Below are 14,224 nucleotides of genomic sequence, written 5' to 3'. Positions count from 1 at the left end.
CCTTGCCCAAGAACAATTAAAGGGTCTCAACGATGTCCAAAGTCGTACTGGCTTCACAACTGCCGAACAAGCGCAACGCCTCGCTCGCGCCCGGCCTGAAACAACGCCACGTCACCATGCTGTCGATCGCCGGGGTGATCGGCGCCGGCCTGTTCGTCGGCTCCGGCCATGCCATCGCCGCCGCCGGCCCGGCCGCCCTGCTCGCCTACCTGATCGCCGGCACCCTGGTGGTGCTGGTCATGCGCATGCTCGGCGAAATGGCGGTCGCCTCCCCCGATACCGGTTCCTTCTCCACCTACGCCGACCGCTCCATCGGCCGCTGGGCCGGTTTCACCATCGGCTGGCTCTACTGGTGGTTCTGGGTGCTGGTGATCCCACTCGAAGCGATCGCCGCCGCGGCCATCCTCAACGCCTGGTTCCCGGCCATCGACACCTGGATCTTCGCCCTCGCGGTGACCTTCCTGCTCACCGTCACCAACCTCTTCAGCGTGGCCCGCTACGGCGAGTTCGAGTTCTGGTTCGCGCTGCTCAAGGTGATCGCCATCATCGCCTTCATCGTGCTCGGCGCGGTGGCCATCGTCGGCGGCCTGCCGGAGCGTGAGGTCAGCGGCCTGTCCAGCCTGATGGCGAGCCACGGCGGCTTCGTGCCGAACGGCTACGGCGCGGTGCTCGGCGCCCTGCTGACGACCATGTTCAGCTTCATGGGCACCGAGATCGTCACCATCGCCGCCGCCGAGTCCAAGGACCCGGCGAAGCAGATCACCCGCGCCACCAACTCGGTGATCTGGCGGATCGGCCTGTTCTACCTGGTGTCGATCTTCATCGTGATCTCCATCGTGCCGTGGAACGACCCGCTGCTGATCCAGGTCGGCTCCTACCAGCGCGCCCTGGAGCTGCTAGACATCCCGCACGCCAAGCTGATCGTCGACCTGGTGGTACTGGTCGCCGTGGCCAGTTGCCTGAACTCGGCGATCTACACCTCGTCGCGGATGGTCTTCTCCCTGGCCAAGCGCGGCGACGCCCCGAGCGTGCTCAAGCTGACCAACACCGCCCACGTACCACGCCCGGCGGTGTTGGCCAGCACCGCGGTGGGCTTCCTCACCACCATCGTCAACTACTTCGCACCGGAGAAGGTCTTCACCTTCCTCCTCGCCAGCTCCGGCGCCGTGGCGCTACTGGTGTACCTGGTGATCGCCGTGGCCCAGTTGCGCATGCGCAAGCAATTGCAGGCCAGCGGCCAGCCCATCGAGTTCCGCATGTGGCTATATCCCTGGCTGACCTGGGCGGTGATCCTGTTCATCGTCGCCGCGCTGAGCATCATGCTGATCATGCCGGAGCACCGTCACGAGGTGTTCGCCACCGCTCTGCTGACGATCTTCACCGTCTGCCTCGGGCTGCTCAACGCGCGACGCAAGCCGCGCCTCGGCGAGGACTACGCCGGGAAGACGGCGCGGGTCTGAGTCCACCACCGGGGGAATAACCCAGACAGCCCTCCAAAGAAAAGCCCGGCCAATGGCCGGGCTTCTTCAGGCAAGGTCGTCTCAGACCTTCCTGACGAATTCCGATTTCAGCTTCATCGCGCCAATGCCGTCGATCTTGCAATCGATGTCGTGGTCGCCGTCCACCAGGCGGATGTTCTTCACCTTGGTGCCGACCTTCACCACCAGCGAGGAGCCTTTCACTTTCAGGTCCTTGATCACGGTGATGGTATCGCCGTCCTGGAGAACGTTGCCCACCGAATCCTTGATCACCTTGCCATCATCGGACGCCGTAGCGGCCTCGTTCGGCGACCATTCATGGGCGCACTCCGGGCAGACCAGCAGCGCACCATCCTCGTAGGTGTATTCGGAGTTGCATTGGGGACAGGGCGGCAGCGTGCTCACGGCATTCTCTCTTCAGCAGGGGGACGAAAACCGCAGATTATATAGGGTTTCTCGCTCCCCTGCCGAACCGCCTCAGAGCCCCTTGGTCTTCGGCGCGCCGACGGCCGGCCCGGAGAAGTCGAGGGTGCCCTTTTCGCTGAAGCGCACGGTGCCGAACAGGCCTCCGGCGAGCTTGCCCTTCACCACGTAGGGCATGCCCTGGGTCGGAGCGTTGTTGCTCAGGCCCCAGGCCTGGCGGAAGGCGGAAAAGGCGGAGACGGTCAGCGGCACGCTCACCACCCGCTCGCCGAAGCGCGGCACCTCGCCGGTCTGGTCGCTGACGCCGCTGGCCAGGGGCTGGCCGTTGACGTCGAGGTCGAGGGCGATGCCGTTGTATTCGATCGGCTCGTCGTTGGGGTTCTGTACCCGCAGCTTGACCATGAAGCGCATCTCCATGCCTTGCCCCGGCAGGGGTTCCAGGCCGACCAGGTCGATACGCAACGGATCGCGCTGGCCGAAGGTGCTGCAGGCGCTCAACAGGACGCCCAGGCACAGGGCCGGCAGCAGGCGGCCGAGGTTCGCAGGCAGGCGCATGGGTTCTCCTCCTTGGGTCGAATGTGCGCCCATGGTGCCACAGCCGCTAGAATTCGCCGCGCAGCCGATCCGGCTGCGCCAATGGACAAAGGACATGCCCATGCCTACACGCGTTCTGCGCGGCCTCGTCGCCGCCCTCCCACTGTTCCTCGCCGCCTGCTCGGACTCCGCTCCGTCCAGCGAGGAGATCGCCCGCCTGCTCGCCGAGCGCGGCTTCGACAAACCCGCCTGCGCCAGCTCCACCCTGTTCAAGACGTTCCCGGTGACGCTCTCCGACAGCTTCTCCGGCCCCGGCCCGGCGAAAGGCAACGCCGCGGTCTACGACGCGCTGGTCGGCGTCGGCCTGCTGCGCCGCGACGGCGATTCCTACGACCTCACGCCCGCCGGCCGCGAGGACTACAAGCCCGAGTCGAAGGCCTTCTGCTACAGCAGCGGCTTCGACGTCAGCGTCCGTTCGGTGGACCCCGCCAAGCCCGACGACTACGGCCCGGCCGTGGAAAAGGGCTGGTTGGTCACCGTCGAGGTCAAGCCACGCGAAGTGAAGGACTGGGCGAAGAACCCCGAGGTGCTCAAGCAGGCCAGCCTGACCACCCTGCAACAGATCACCCAACCGCAGGTCGGCCAGGTCTCGCTGGTCAAGCCACGCGGCGAGGAAGGCTACAAGCTCGTCAACACCCGCTTCTCGCCCAGGCAGGGCTTCCACTTCAACCAGGCCTGGTAATCCCACGCCGTCCTTCCGCCCGCCCCGCTCGGGGCGGGCTCCTCATTCAACCCACTGATCGATAAAGGTTTTTTCGACGGACGAAACAGCCGGGCGATTGCTCGCCCGAAAGCTTTCGTATACATTCGTTTTCACTGTAAACACCGTATACATCGAAAACGAAGTTGATCAGAAAATGAGCACCGTAGTCTCGTTCCGCGCCGATGACGCCCTGGTCGCGGCCCTCGACGAACTGGCCCGCGCCACCCACCGCGACCGCCCCTACCACCTGCGGCAGGCGCTCGCGCAGTACCTGGAAAGGCAGCAGTGGCAGGTCGCTGCCATCGATGAAGGCTTGGCCGATGCCAATGCCGGTCGCCTGCTGGAACACATCGAGATCGAGAAGCGCTGGGGGCTGCAATGAGCCTGAAGTGGACCCGCAAGGCGGCCGCCGACCTGGACACCATCTACGACCATTACGTCGTGCTGATCGGCCCGGAAAAAGCTCTGAAAGCCGTTCAGGACATCGTCGAGCAGGTGAAACCGCTGCAGCAGGTAGCCAACCAGGGGGCAGGGCGGCCCAGCGAGGTGCCAGGCGTACGCACCCTGACCCTGGAGCGCTGGCCGTTCAGCGCCCCGTTTCGGGTTAAAGGCAAGGAAATCCAGATTTTGCGCATCGACAGGGTCGAAATTACCCCCTGAAAGTGGTCACACGGTTACAAGATGTTTCAAAATGAATATTTCCCTTGACTTGTACTGAGTAGCTTACTTCGGACAAAACATCCATAACTTACAAAAAATGGACATTTTTCGACCGGGCCAATGAGGGCGACCAACTTGCGACCACTGCGACCTGATTAGTTCTTTGGCTGACTCATGCTTCGCTCCCATACGCGTCCGTATTTTTCCGTAACTCGACGACCTCGCCCGCTGGGCATGCTTTCTCGCGCTTTTTCCGGTGATTTTTCCCCAGGCGCAGTCTCCCGCAAGGAGGAACCGGCATGGATTCGCTGAAAGGCATGGCGATCTTCGCCACTGTGGTGGACAAGGGCTCGATGGCAGCCGCGGCCCAGAGCCTGGGCATGACCCCTTCGGCAGTCAGCCAGCAGATCCGCAAGCTGGAGAGCCGCGCCCAGGTCACTTTGCTGCATCGCACCACCCGCCGGCTGACCCTGACCGAGGCCGGCGAGGCGTTCTATCGCAGTTGCGCGCAGATGCTGGCGATCGCCGAGGAAGCCGAGCGGCGGCTTGGCGAATGGCGCGATGCGCCGGTGGGTGAGTTGCGCCTGGCGGCGCCGGTGGGGTTCTCCGGCACGCTGATCACCCAGGCGCTGAAGCCGTTGCTGGAGAACCACCGCCAGTTGCGCCTGCAGCTGTTCTTCCAGGACGAGCGCATCGATCTGGTCGCCGAGCGCATCGACCTGGCGATACGCGTCGGCCATCTCGCCGACTCCAGCCTGGTGGCGCGCCACCTCGGCGATTGGAGCAGCGTGCTCTGCGCGGCGCCGGCCTATTTGCGCCAACGGGCGCCCATCAACCGTCCGGAGCAGTTGACCGAGGTCGACTGGATTTCCCTGAACACCTCGAACCACCTCAACCACCTGACGCTCAGCGGGCCGGGCGGGGAAGTCTGCAAACTGCGCCTGGAGCCACGGGTGGCCGCCAACGGGATGCTCGCGGTGCGTCAGTTCACCCTCGACGGACTCGGCGTGTCCTACCAGCCGCTGCCGGAGGTGCGCGACGCGCTGAACGACGGGCGCCTGCAACAGCTATTGCCGGAGTGGAGGATTCCCGGGCTCGGCATCTATGCGGTGACGCCACGGCGCGAGGCCCAGCCGGCCAAGGTGAAGGTCGCCATCGAGGCGCTGCGGCGAGCGTTCGCCACGGACGGGGATGAGCGCTGGAGCTGACCGACGGACTGCCGGCCAGCTCCAGGTACCGTCAGGAGAAGCGGCCGAGGGTCAGGGTGACCTCGCCGATGTCCGTGCCCGTGGCGTTGCCGCCGCTGGTGATGCCAGCATAGTCCGCCGATGCCGGCGTGAAGCTCCAGGTGTTGGTGGCGCCGGATTTCCACGGGTCATCCCAGCTGAAGGTGCCCATCTTGGTGTTGCCGTCGTAGCAGTCGAAGCTGCCCTGGGTGCCGGACGAAGCGTTCTCCCGTCCGCAGGAGGCGATCCATTGCGGGCTGCCGGCCTGCACGTTCATGCTGCTGACTTCCTCGGTGGAAATCTCGTCGTCCTTGTTGGTGTAGCGGTAGAACTTGCCCCATTGCAAGGTGGCGTTGCGGATGCCCACCGTGCCGATGGATTTGGATACCACGACCTTCACTGCGATCCATTCTGCGTATGCCATGTCGATCTCCGTTAACCATGCGTTCACAGCTTCCTGTAGGACGTCACGGACAGGACCGGGCGCTCACAACGGACCCTTGGCTACTTCGACCAGCACGGCGCCATCCCTGACCCGCTTCACTATAGGCTGGCCACCAGCCACCACCGCCTGCCAGATCTGCTAGGCGGCGGCCGGGGAGGTCAGGCCCTCCGGCGTTTTTCCCCGCGAGGGGCCTTCATGCCGAATGCCTCGCGCAGGTCGGTGGTGGGTGGAGGCAGGAAGCGCATGCGGGCGAACAGGCCTCGCAGGTAAGCGTCCATCAGCGCAGCCGCCGCCGCGCTGTCGCCGTCCTCCAGGGCATCGAGCAGGGCGCGCTGCGCGGCGCAGGCCTCGGCGGTATAGACCGCCCCCTTGTTCAGCGCGATGTCCAGCGAGGCGCGTGCCACCAGGCCACGGACGAAACCCTGCAGCAAGGGATTCTCGGTCAGTTCGGCCAGGCGCAGGTGGAAGCGCCCGGCGAGACGGATCAGCCCGGCGCTGTCGCGGGCCGCGAGGCAAGCCTGCTCCTCGTCGACCAGCGCCCGTAGCTCGGCAAGGGCGGCGGGATCCAGCCCCGCGGGCAGTTGCCGCACCACTTCGCTTTCCACCAGCAGGCGCGCGTCCAGCACCTGCCGCGCCTGGCGCTCGTCCGGGCGGGCGACGCTGGCGACCTCCTTCGGCGGCATCACCACCGCGCCGTCCTCGGCGAGACGGGTGAGGGCACGCTGGATGGTGCCGTTGCTGACCCGGAAGATCTGCCCGAGGGTTTCCTTGCTCAGCTTGGCGGCCGGCGCCAGGCGCTTTTCCAGGATTGCCGTGTAGATGCTTTCGTAGACGAAATGGCTGGTGGGGCGCAGCGCGGCGCCCTGCTGGGTACGTGCTTCGAATCCGACCATGTTCACACCTGTCGAGTCGTGCTTGTGGGCCTTCGCAGGCGGCGGACGAAAGCCGTCCGGGCGCCGCGACGGTCCCGGGTTGGAACCCTGGCGCGGGCGATCAGACCTGCGGCAAGCGCAGGTCGATGTTCAGGCGCGCGCCTTCGTTGAGGATGTGCTGGCGCATCGCCTGGCTCGCCCGCTCGCTGTCGTGCTGGCGGATCGCACGGAGGATGGCGTCGTGTTCCTGGAGGATCTCCTCGGCGTATTCCGGCTGGCGGCGCACCAGGTTGTCGCTGCGTTCCAGGGCGCTGCCGATCTGTTCGGAAACGCTGAGGAAGATCGGGTTCGAGGTGAGCTTCACCAGGCGCCGGTGGAAGGCCGTGTAGGCCTCAACCAGAGCCTGCGGGTCGCCATCCTCGACCGCTTCGCGCAGGTCCAGCAGCAACAGCCGCAGTTCGCTGATCTCCGCCGCCCCGGCGCTCTGCGCGACGATGCCGACGATGAACGGCTCCAGCGCATAGCGCAGTTGCAGGACGTCTTCCATGGTCGCCTCGCCGGGCGCCGCGACCTCGCGCAGCGGTTCGCTGCGTTCGAGGACCATCACGCCCTTGCCCGGCAGCGAACGGACCACGCCCAGGGTCTCCAGGACCATGATCGCCTCGCGCAGGCTCGGCCGGCTGATTTCCATCTGCTCAGCCAGCTCGCGCTGGCCGGGCAACATCTGGCCGGCGACCCAGCGACCCTGCTCGATGGTGTCGAGCAGGCGCTGGGCAACCGCGTTGACCAGCTTGGACGAAGAAAACATGTCGCCTCCCTTTACTTGCCAATCGGACGTGCAACGCGCCTCGGCGCGTCAGCCATGCAGCTTGCCTTCCCCGGCCACCGCGCTGCGCTTGAGCGGCTCGCCGTCGGCCTTGGCCGGCGCCTCCAGGCGCCCGTCGAGTATGGCCTGCGCGCGCGGCATATCGATGTCGTTTTCCCAGCGGGCGATGGTCACGGTGGCCACGCAGTTGCCGATCAGGTTGGTCAGCGCGCGGCCGATGCCCATGAACCAGTCCACCGAAAGCACCAGCACCAGGCCGGCCACCGGGATCGCCGGCACCGCGGTGAGGGTGGCGGCGAGGATCACCAGGGCCGAGCCGGGAATGCCGTGGGCGCCCTTGGAGGTGACCAGCGAAACCAGCAGGATGGTGACCAGGTCGGTCATCGCCAGCGGCGTGCCGGTGACGTGGGCGATGAACACCACCGCCAGGGTCAGGTAGATCGAGAATCCGTCGAGGTTGAACGAGTAGCCGGTGGGAATCACCAGGCCTACCGTGGAGCTACGGATGCCCATGTGCTCGAGCTTGCGCATCACCTGCGGCAGCACCGCGTCGGAGGAGGCGGTGCCCATCACGATCAGCAGCTCTTCGCGGAAGTAGCGCAGGAACGGCAGCATGCGCACCCCGGAGAGACGCAGGACGCTACCGAGCACCGCCATGACGAAGACCAGGCAGGTGGCGTAGAACACCAGCACCAGCGCGCCCAGGTGGCTGAGCGAGTCGACGCCGTAGCGGGCGGTGGTGAAGGCCACCGCGCCGAACACGCCGAGCGGTGCCAGGCGCACGATCATGCCCATGATGCGGAACACGATGTGGCTGAATTCGTTGATCAGGCGGGCCACGCCGCTGGCCTGCTCGCCGACCAGGTTCAGGGCGCTGCCGAACAGCACGGAGAACAGCAGGACCTGGAGGATGTCGTTCTCGGCGAAGGCGCTGAACACAGAGGTCGGGATCAGCCCCATGAGGAATGCCACGGGGCCGTGGATCTCCTGGGTGCGCCCGGTATACAGGGCGACGTCGCCGGCGGGCAGTTCGTTGAGATGGATGTTGGCGCCGCTGCCCAGGCCCAGGCTGTAGGCGACCACCAGGCCGAGGACCAGGGCGATGGTGGTGAGGATTTCGAAGTAGATCACCGACTTCAGGCCGATGCGGCCGACCTTCTTCAGGTCGCCGGCGCCGGAGATGCCGTTGACCACCACGCAGAAGACGATCAGTGCGATGAGCATCTTGATCAGCTTGATGAAGCCATCGCCCAGCGGCTTCATCTGCACGGCCAGGTCGGGAATGCCGACCCCGCAGATCACGCCTATCACCAGGCCAATCACGACTTGCAGGAATATCGAGCGGGAACAGCGCTTGATGAACATCGCAGGAGTCTCCATTCGGCGCTTCCATCGGGCCTCGCGGAGGCGGGCGATGAACGCATTTTTATTGTGGTATTACCGGTCTGACCAGTTCAGCCTATACGCAAAGAAGTCAGCCTGACAAGCCGCTATCGGCGGGCGCGACGAATGGCCAGGAACCACGGCACGCGCGGGCCGCAGCCGGGAGGAGGGCGCTCGGATGGCGCAAGGCGGCGGGCCAGAGCGGCTCGCCGCGGGGAAGGGGAGGTCAGCCGGCGAGGGCCTCGGCGACGAAATCGAGGCGATCCTGGCCGAAGAACAACTGGTCGCCGACGAAGAAGCTGGGCGCGCCGAAGACGCCGCGCCGCACCGCCTCTTCGGTGGTCGCCTTGAGCCCCTCCTTGACCTGCTCGTCGCCAACCAGGCGGAGGAACTCATCCGGATCGAACCCAGCCTCCGCCAGCACCTGGGCGACCACCTCGGGCTTGCCGAGGTTCTGCTGTCGTACCCACAACGCTTCGAACACCGCTTTCAGGTAGGGCTGGAACCCTTCGCCGCCGAGATAGCCCTGGGCGCCGCGCATCAGCGTCAGGGTGTTGATCGGGAAGGCCGGGTTGAAGGCCAGCGGCACGCCGTAGCGTTTCGCATAGCGCGCCAGGTCGTGGAGGGTGTAGCGCCCCTTGGCCGGCACCTCGATCGGCGAATGGTTGCCGGTGGCCTTGAACACGCCGCCCAGCAGCATCGGCCGCCAGGCGATGCTCGCGCCATGGGCGGCGGCGATGCGCGGCAGTTGGGTCCAGGCGAGGTAGGTGGTGGGACTGCCGAAGTCGAAGAAGAACTCGATTTGCTTGCTCATGCGTGGCTCTTTCCGTGGCGGGGATCAGAAGGTTTCCATCCAGGGGCGCAGGTCCAGTTCGTGCACCCAGCAGTCGCGCGGCTGGCAGTGGATCTGCCAGTAGGTCTCGGCGATGTGCTCGGGATCGAGGATGCCGTCCTGCTCCTTGCGCTTGTACAGCTCGGGCAGGGTTTCGCGGATGAAGTCGGTGTCGATGGCGCCGTCGATGATCGGGTGGGCGACGTGGATGCCCTTCGGCCCCAGCTCGCGCGCCATGCTTTGGGCCAGGGCACGCAGGGCGAACTTGGCGCCGGAGAACGCGGCGAAATGCGCGCGGCCGCGCAACGAGGCGGTGGCGCCAGTGAAGATGATCGTTCCGCGCTGCCGCGGCAGCATCACCCGCGCCGCCTCGCGGCCGGTGAGGAAGCCGCCGAAGGCGGCCATCTCCCAGACCTTGCGATAGACCCGTTCGGTGGTTTCGGTGATCGGGAACCAGACGTTGGCGCCGACGTTGAAGATCACCGCCTCCAGCGCACCGACCTCACCCTCGATGCGGGCGAAGAGGTCGATCACCTGCTGCTCCTGGCGTGCGTCGCAGCCGCAGGCCAGGGCCTCGCCGCCTTGGTCGCGGATGGCCTGCACCAGCGGCTCCAGCTTCTCCGCGTTGCGCCGGGCGACGCACGCCACGTAGCCCTCGCGGGCGAACCGCCGGGCGATGGCGCCACCGGTGGCGTCGCCGGCGCCCATTACCAGAACCGCTTTGCGCTGGGTCATTGCAGAGGCCTCTCTTGTTAGTTCTTTTTTAGAACCCAATAGAGACGATAGTTAGTTCTTAAAAGGAACTTGTCAACTGGCAAGGGCTCGAGTGATATCCGCGCACCAATTACTCTGCCTGTCCCGGCCTGCCCGGCACGTCCTCTCCCTGAAGAGAGGGGACCGGTCGGCGGAGCCTGGTACGACAGCGTCCTTCCTGCCGTAACGCCATCGGCGTTTATCCGCCGATTCGCGTCGGCGGCCAGGCCTGGAACGCTCAGCCGCGCCGCAGCAGGCGCCCCTTCCAGAACAGCCCCTCGCGTACCGTCACGTCCCGCGCGTGCAGCGGCTCACCGCATTCGGAACAGACCAGCACGCCATGCATGTGCTGGCCGCAATGCTTGTGCACATGCTCGAGTGGCGGCCCCTCGACGCCGGCGAGGTGGCGGTCGCCCCAGTTCACCAGGGAAAGGATGGCCGGGTACAGTTCCATCCCTTTCTCGGTAAGCCGGTATTCCTCGCGCAGCGGCCTTTCCTGGTAGGGCACCTTGGCCAGTATCTCCGCTTCGACAAGGCGCTTGAGGCGGTCGGCGAGGACGTGACGGGTCACGCCGAGGCTGCGCTCGAAGTCGTCGAAACGGCGCACGCCGAGAAAGCAGTCGCGCAATACCAGCAGGGTCCAGCGATCGCCGAGGATCGCCAGCACCCGCGCCAGCGAACAGGGTTGTTCGCTCAGTTCTTCCCAACGCATGAGACACCTCCAGCCGTTCGGCAAAGGATAGTCGCGTGGGTTCTGAAACGAAACCGACCGGCCACGCCTTTCCAGCGGCCCGCCGCCCATGGCATAACCGCGTTCCTGTCTCCTGTCCCGGAATCCCGACCATGTCGCTCGACTGGACCTGCAAGCACCACGCCGACCTCACCCTGAAGGAACTCTACGCGCTGCTGCAATTGCGCACCGAGGTCTTCGTGGTGGAACAGAAATGCCCCTACCAGGAAGTCGACGGCCTCGACCTGGTCGGCGATACCCATCACCTGATGGCCTGGCGCGACGGCCAGTTGCTCGCCTACCCGCGCCTGCTGGACCCGGTTCGCCACGAGGGCCAGGTGGTGATCGGCCGGGTGGTCAGTTCCTCGGCCGCGCGCGGCCAGGGGCTTGGTCACCAGTTGATGGAACGCGCGCTGCAGGCGGCGGAGCGCCTCTGGCTGGATACCCCGGTGTACCTCTCGGCCCAGGCCCACCTGCAGGCCTACTACGGCCGCTATGGCTTCGTCGCGGTCACCGAGGTCTACCTGGAAGACGACATCCCGCACATCGGCATGCGCCGGGCCTGAGGCCCGGAACGCCGCGGACGGTGGAGGAAGGAAAGGGAATCAGGCCTGCGGCTTGAGCACGCCGGGCAGTTGGGCTTCCAGCTTGGCGTTGTTCAGCGGCGCGCGGATGAAGCCGTGCTGCTCGCCGTCCGGGCCGATGATCACCAGGTTGCCGCTGTGGTCGACGGTGTAGTTGGGCTTGCTGGTGTCGGCGGGGATGTAGGGGATGCTCATGGCGTTGGCCAGCTTCTGGATGTTCTCCGGAGTGCCGGTGAGCCCCTGGAAGCCGGCGTTGAAGTAGCCCAGGTATTGCTTGATCTGCTGCGGCGTGTCGCGGTTCGGATCGACGCTGACGAATACCACCTGCAGGTCGTCGCGCACCTCCTGCGGCAGCTTGCCCTGCAATTCGCGGAGCTGGGCGAGGGTGGTCGGGCAGACATCGGGGCAGAAGGTGTAGCCGAAGAACAGCAGGTGCCAGCGACCCTTGAGACTGGCAGTGCTGACCGCCTGGCCGTCCTGGTTGGTGAACTCCAGCGCCGGCACCTTGCGCGTCTGCGGCAGGATCACGATGCCGGCGTCGAGCAGCACGGTGGGATCGGCCTGGCGCTGGGCGGTGAGCACCTTGTGCACGGTGAGGCCGAGGACCAGGGCGACCAGGGCGACGAGGACGAGGACGGTCTTGTTGACTCGAGTCATGGGTGGGCAAGGCTCTAGAGTGGGATCAGAGAAGCAGCTTCAGCGGCAGATAGTGGTCCACCAGCAGCGCCATGAACAGCAGGAACAGGTAGACGATAGAGTACTTGAAGGTCTTTATCGCCGCATGTGGCCGGCTGTCACAGTAGAGCGCCCAGGCCCAGTCGAGGAAGCGCGCGCCCAGGGCCAGGGCGCAGAGCAGGTAGACCAGCCCACTCATGTGGATGACGAACGGCATCAGGCTCACCGCGAACAGCACCAGGGTATAGAGCAGGATGTGCAGCTTGGTGTAGCGCTCGCCGTGGGTCACCGGCAGCATCGGGATGTCGGCCTTGGCGTATTCGTCCTTGCGGTGGATGCATAGCGCCCAGAAGTGCGGTGGGGTCCAGGCGAAGATGATCAATACCAGCAACAGCGGCTCGGCGCTCAGGTGGCCGGTGATGGCGACCCAGCCGAGCAGCGGCGGCGCCGCCCCGGCGAGCCCGCCGATGACGATGTTCTGCGGCGTGGCGCGCTTCAGGAAGCCGGTGTAGAGCGCCGCGTAGCCGAGCAGCGAGGCGAGGGTCAGCCAGGCCGTCAGCGGGTTGGTGAAGGCCAGCAGCACGGCCATCCCGGCCAGCGCCAGGAGCAGCGCGAAGCCCAGCGCCATGCTCGGCGACACCCGACCCTCGGCCAGCGGCCGCTTGTGGGTCCGCGCCATGATCGAGTCGATGCGCCGGTCCACCACATGGTTGACCGCCGCCGCCGCGCCGGCACAAAGGCCGATGCCGAGGTTGCCGAAGATCAGCACCTGCCAGGGCACGAAGCCATCCAGCGGCGCCTTGGTGGCGAGCAGCATGCCGATCAGCGAGGTGATCAGCATCAGCACCACGACCTTGGGCTTGGTCAGTTCGAGGAAGTCGCGCCAGGTCGGCTGGCTGTGGCGATCGATGACGGTGGCCATATCCTTACCTCCATCCTTCTGTCTGTCAGGCGGCCTTCAGCCGCGAACCTTGCGCCGGCGGCAGCGTGCGGCGCACGCGCTGCGGCGACGGTGCCGGCGCGCGGACGCTGGCCGGCGCGCGCAGGCGATAGTTGACCAGCACCAGGCTGAGCAGCAGCAGGGCGCCACCGCCGTTGTGCGCCACCGCCACCGGCAGCGGCAGGTGCAGCAGCACGTTGCTGATGCCCAGGCCGATCTGCAGCGACAGGCCGAGCAGCATCAGCGCGGTCGGCCAGACCAGGCCGCTGCGCTGCAGGCGCCAGGCGAGCAGCAGGAGGACCAGGGTCACGCACAGCGCTCCGATCCGGTGGGTCATGTGGATCGCCGTGCGCGCGTCGCTGTCGAGCTGGCCGCCGAGGTAGTTGGGGCCGATGTGCTGGGTCAGGTGGAAGCCGTTGGCGAAGTCCATCCGCGGCCACCACTCGCCATGGCAGGTGGGCAGGTCGATGCAGGCCACCGCCGCATAGTTGCTGCTGACCCAGCCGCCGAGGGTGATCTGGCCGATCACCAGGAGCAGGGCCAGCCCCGCCAGTCCGCGGGTCGCCGCCGGGTAGCGCCGCGCCGCGAAGCGTCCGGAGAGGCGCAGGGCGAGGAGAAAGAGCAGCGCCAGGGTGGTGAAGCCGCCGAGCAGATGGGCGGTGACCACCTGCGGCCAGAGCTTGAGGGTCACCGTCCACATGCCGAAGGCGGCCTGCGCGATCACCACCGCGAGCAGCAGCAGCGGCAGCTTCAGCGGTTGGCCGTCGCGCCCGCGGCGGACCAGCGCATGCAACGCCAGGCCAAGGATGAGCAGGCCGAGGGCGCCGGCGAAATAGCGGTGGATCATCTCATTCCAGCCCTTCTGTGCCTCCACCGGGGCGTCGGGGAAGTGCAGTTCGGCGTGGGCCAGTTGCGCCTCGCTCAGCGGCACGTGGACGAAACCGTAGCAGCCTGGCCAGTCCGGACAGCCGAGGCCGGCGTGGGTCAGCCGGGTATAAGCGCCGAGCAGGACCACCACGGCGGCCAGCAGGGTCGCCAGCACGGCGACGGTGAAACCGGGTTTGCGGGTTGCGCCTGTCATTCGCGGGCCCCTTTTTCTT

At 66.3% G+C, this 14,224-nt stretch carries 18 protein-coding genes; 6 read left to right on the top strand and 12 right to left on the bottom strand.

Annotation, left to right across the window (positions count from 1 at the left end; translation table 11 throughout):
* Positions 1-32: 32 nt before the first annotated feature.
* Positions 33-1,460 carry a GABA permease gene (gene gabP / locus ACTJJX_RS16175; protein ID WP_003083784.1) on the top strand — a complete coding sequence of 476 codons (1,428 nt, stop codon included), beginning with the start codon at positions 33-35 and terminating at the stop codon, positions 1,458-1,460.
* 81 nt (positions 1,461-1,541) lie between these two features.
* Here the strand turns inward: gabP and ACTJJX_RS16170 are convergent, their stop codons facing one another.
* A complete protein-coding gene (locus tag ACTJJX_RS16170) occupies positions 1,542-1,883 on the bottom strand; it encodes a zinc ribbon domain-containing protein YjdM (protein ID WP_003101229.1) in 342 nt (113 codons plus the stop codon).
* A gap of 72 nt (positions 1,884-1,955) precedes the next feature.
* Positions 1,956-2,456, bottom strand: a complete 501-nt coding sequence (locus ACTJJX_RS16165; RefSeq protein ID WP_003112629.1) for an LEA type 2 family protein — start codon at positions 2,454-2,456, stop codon at positions 1,956-1,958.
* Positions 2,457-2,556: 100 nt separating this feature from the next.
* On the opposite strand from ACTJJX_RS16165, the gene ACTJJX_RS16160 reads away from it, so the two are divergent.
* The 4 genes from ACTJJX_RS16160 (at position 2,557) to ACTJJX_RS16145 (ending at position 5,066) form a co-directional block, all read left to right on the top strand.
* Positions 2,557-3,177 (top strand): hypothetical protein, encoded by a 621-nt coding sequence (locus ACTJJX_RS16160; protein WP_003101226.1) that lies wholly within the window; start codon positions 2,557-2,559, stop codon positions 3,175-3,177.
* 175 nt (positions 3,178-3,352) lie between these two features.
* The gene (locus ACTJJX_RS16155) at positions 3,353-3,580 is read left to right on the top strand and encodes a CopG family ribbon-helix-helix protein (RefSeq protein ID WP_003112628.1); all 228 of its coding nucleotides are present in this window, start codon (positions 3,353-3,355) and stop codon (positions 3,578-3,580) included.
* The gene (gene parE / locus ACTJJX_RS16150; RefSeq protein WP_003121619.1) at positions 3,577-3,858 is read left to right on the top strand and encodes a type II toxin-antitoxin system toxin ParE; all 282 of its coding nucleotides are present in this window, start codon (positions 3,577-3,579) and stop codon (positions 3,856-3,858) included. The genes ACTJJX_RS16155 and parE overlap by 4 nt, the downstream gene beginning before the upstream one ends.
* Before the next feature lie 299 nt (positions 3,859-4,157).
* The gene (locus ACTJJX_RS16145) at positions 4,158-5,066 is read left to right on the top strand and encodes a LysR family transcriptional regulator (protein WP_016561475.1); all 909 of its coding nucleotides are present in this window, start codon (positions 4,158-4,160) and stop codon (positions 5,064-5,066) included.
* Positions 5,067-5,097: 31 nt separating this feature from the next.
* Here ACTJJX_RS16145 and ACTJJX_RS16140 read toward each other — a convergent pair whose 3' ends face one another.
* The 7 genes from ACTJJX_RS16140 to ACTJJX_RS16110 all read right to left on the bottom strand — a co-directional run bounded on the left by ACTJJX_RS16140 (position 5,098) and on the right by ACTJJX_RS16110 (position 10,907).
* The gene (locus tag ACTJJX_RS16140) at positions 5,098-5,508 is read right to left on the bottom strand and encodes an aegerolysin family protein (RefSeq protein WP_003101225.1); all 411 of its coding nucleotides are present in this window, start codon (positions 5,506-5,508) and stop codon (positions 5,098-5,100) included.
* A 179-nt stretch (positions 5,509-5,687) separates the two neighbouring features.
* Positions 5,688-6,422 carry a GntR family transcriptional regulator gene (locus ACTJJX_RS16135; protein WP_003117208.1) on the bottom strand — a complete coding sequence of 245 codons (735 nt, stop codon included), beginning with the start codon at positions 6,420-6,422 and terminating at the stop codon, positions 5,688-5,690.
* A 100-nt stretch (positions 6,423-6,522) separates the two neighbouring features.
* Positions 6,523-7,209, bottom strand: coding sequence for a FadR/GntR family transcriptional regulator (locus tag ACTJJX_RS16130; RefSeq protein ID WP_003083762.1), 687 nt, complete (start codon positions 7,207-7,209; stop codon positions 6,523-6,525).
* Positions 7,210-7,257: 48 nt separating this feature from the next.
* Entirely contained in the window at positions 7,258-8,607 is a 1,350-nt protein-coding gene (locus ACTJJX_RS16125; RefSeq protein ID WP_003119513.1) for a C4-dicarboxylate transporter DctA, read from the bottom strand.
* A 229-nt stretch (positions 8,608-8,836) separates the two neighbouring features.
* The gene (locus ACTJJX_RS16120) at positions 8,837-9,424 is read right to left on the bottom strand and encodes a 2-hydroxychromene-2-carboxylate isomerase (RefSeq protein WP_003119512.1); all 588 of its coding nucleotides are present in this window, start codon (positions 9,422-9,424) and stop codon (positions 8,837-8,839) included.
* A 24-nt stretch (positions 9,425-9,448) separates the two neighbouring features.
* Positions 9,449-10,177, bottom strand: coding sequence for an SDR family oxidoreductase (locus tag ACTJJX_RS16115; RefSeq protein WP_003083755.1), 729 nt, complete (start codon positions 10,175-10,177; stop codon positions 9,449-9,451).
* Positions 10,178-10,433: 256 nt separating this feature from the next.
* Positions 10,434-10,907 carry a winged helix-turn-helix transcriptional regulator gene (locus ACTJJX_RS16110; RefSeq protein ID WP_003083753.1) on the bottom strand — a complete coding sequence of 158 codons (474 nt, stop codon included), beginning with the start codon at positions 10,905-10,907 and terminating at the stop codon, positions 10,434-10,436.
* Positions 10,908-11,038: 131 nt separating this feature from the next.
* On the opposite strand from ACTJJX_RS16110, the gene ACTJJX_RS16105 reads away from it, so the two are divergent.
* Entirely contained in the window at positions 11,039-11,491 is a 453-nt protein-coding gene (locus ACTJJX_RS16105; RefSeq protein ID WP_440782011.1) for a GNAT family N-acetyltransferase, read from the top strand.
* Between the two features lie 39 nt (positions 11,492-11,530).
* On the opposite strand, the gene senC is transcribed toward ACTJJX_RS16105, so the two are convergent.
* From senC to ACTJJX_RS16090, 3 genes are read right to left on the bottom strand one after another with little or no spacing between them, the layout of a single operon-like run.
* Entirely contained in the window at positions 11,531-12,166 is a 636-nt protein-coding gene (senC, locus tag ACTJJX_RS16100) for a cytochrome c oxidase copper chaperone SenC (protein WP_003083748.1), read from the bottom strand.
* Positions 12,167-12,191: 25 nt separating this feature from the next.
* Positions 12,192-13,106, bottom strand: coding sequence for a heme o synthase (cyoE, locus tag ACTJJX_RS16095; protein ID WP_003083746.1), 915 nt, complete (start codon positions 13,104-13,106; stop codon positions 12,192-12,194).
* A gap of 25 nt (positions 13,107-13,131) precedes the next feature.
* On the bottom strand, positions 13,132-14,205 hold the full coding sequence (locus ACTJJX_RS16090; RefSeq protein WP_003121617.1) for a COX15/CtaA family protein: 1,074 nt from the start codon (positions 14,203-14,205) through the stop codon (positions 13,132-13,134).
* Positions 14,206-14,224 lie beyond the last annotated feature (19 nt).

It is taken from the genome of Pseudomonas sp. 22490 (assembly GCF_052044465.1).
GTDB classification, from domain to species: Bacteria; Pseudomonadota; Gammaproteobacteria; order Pseudomonadales; family Pseudomonadaceae; genus Pseudomonas; species Pseudomonas aeruginosa.
Note: the sequence above shows the minus strand (reverse complement) of the source record. Positions and strands in the feature narration are given on the sequence as shown.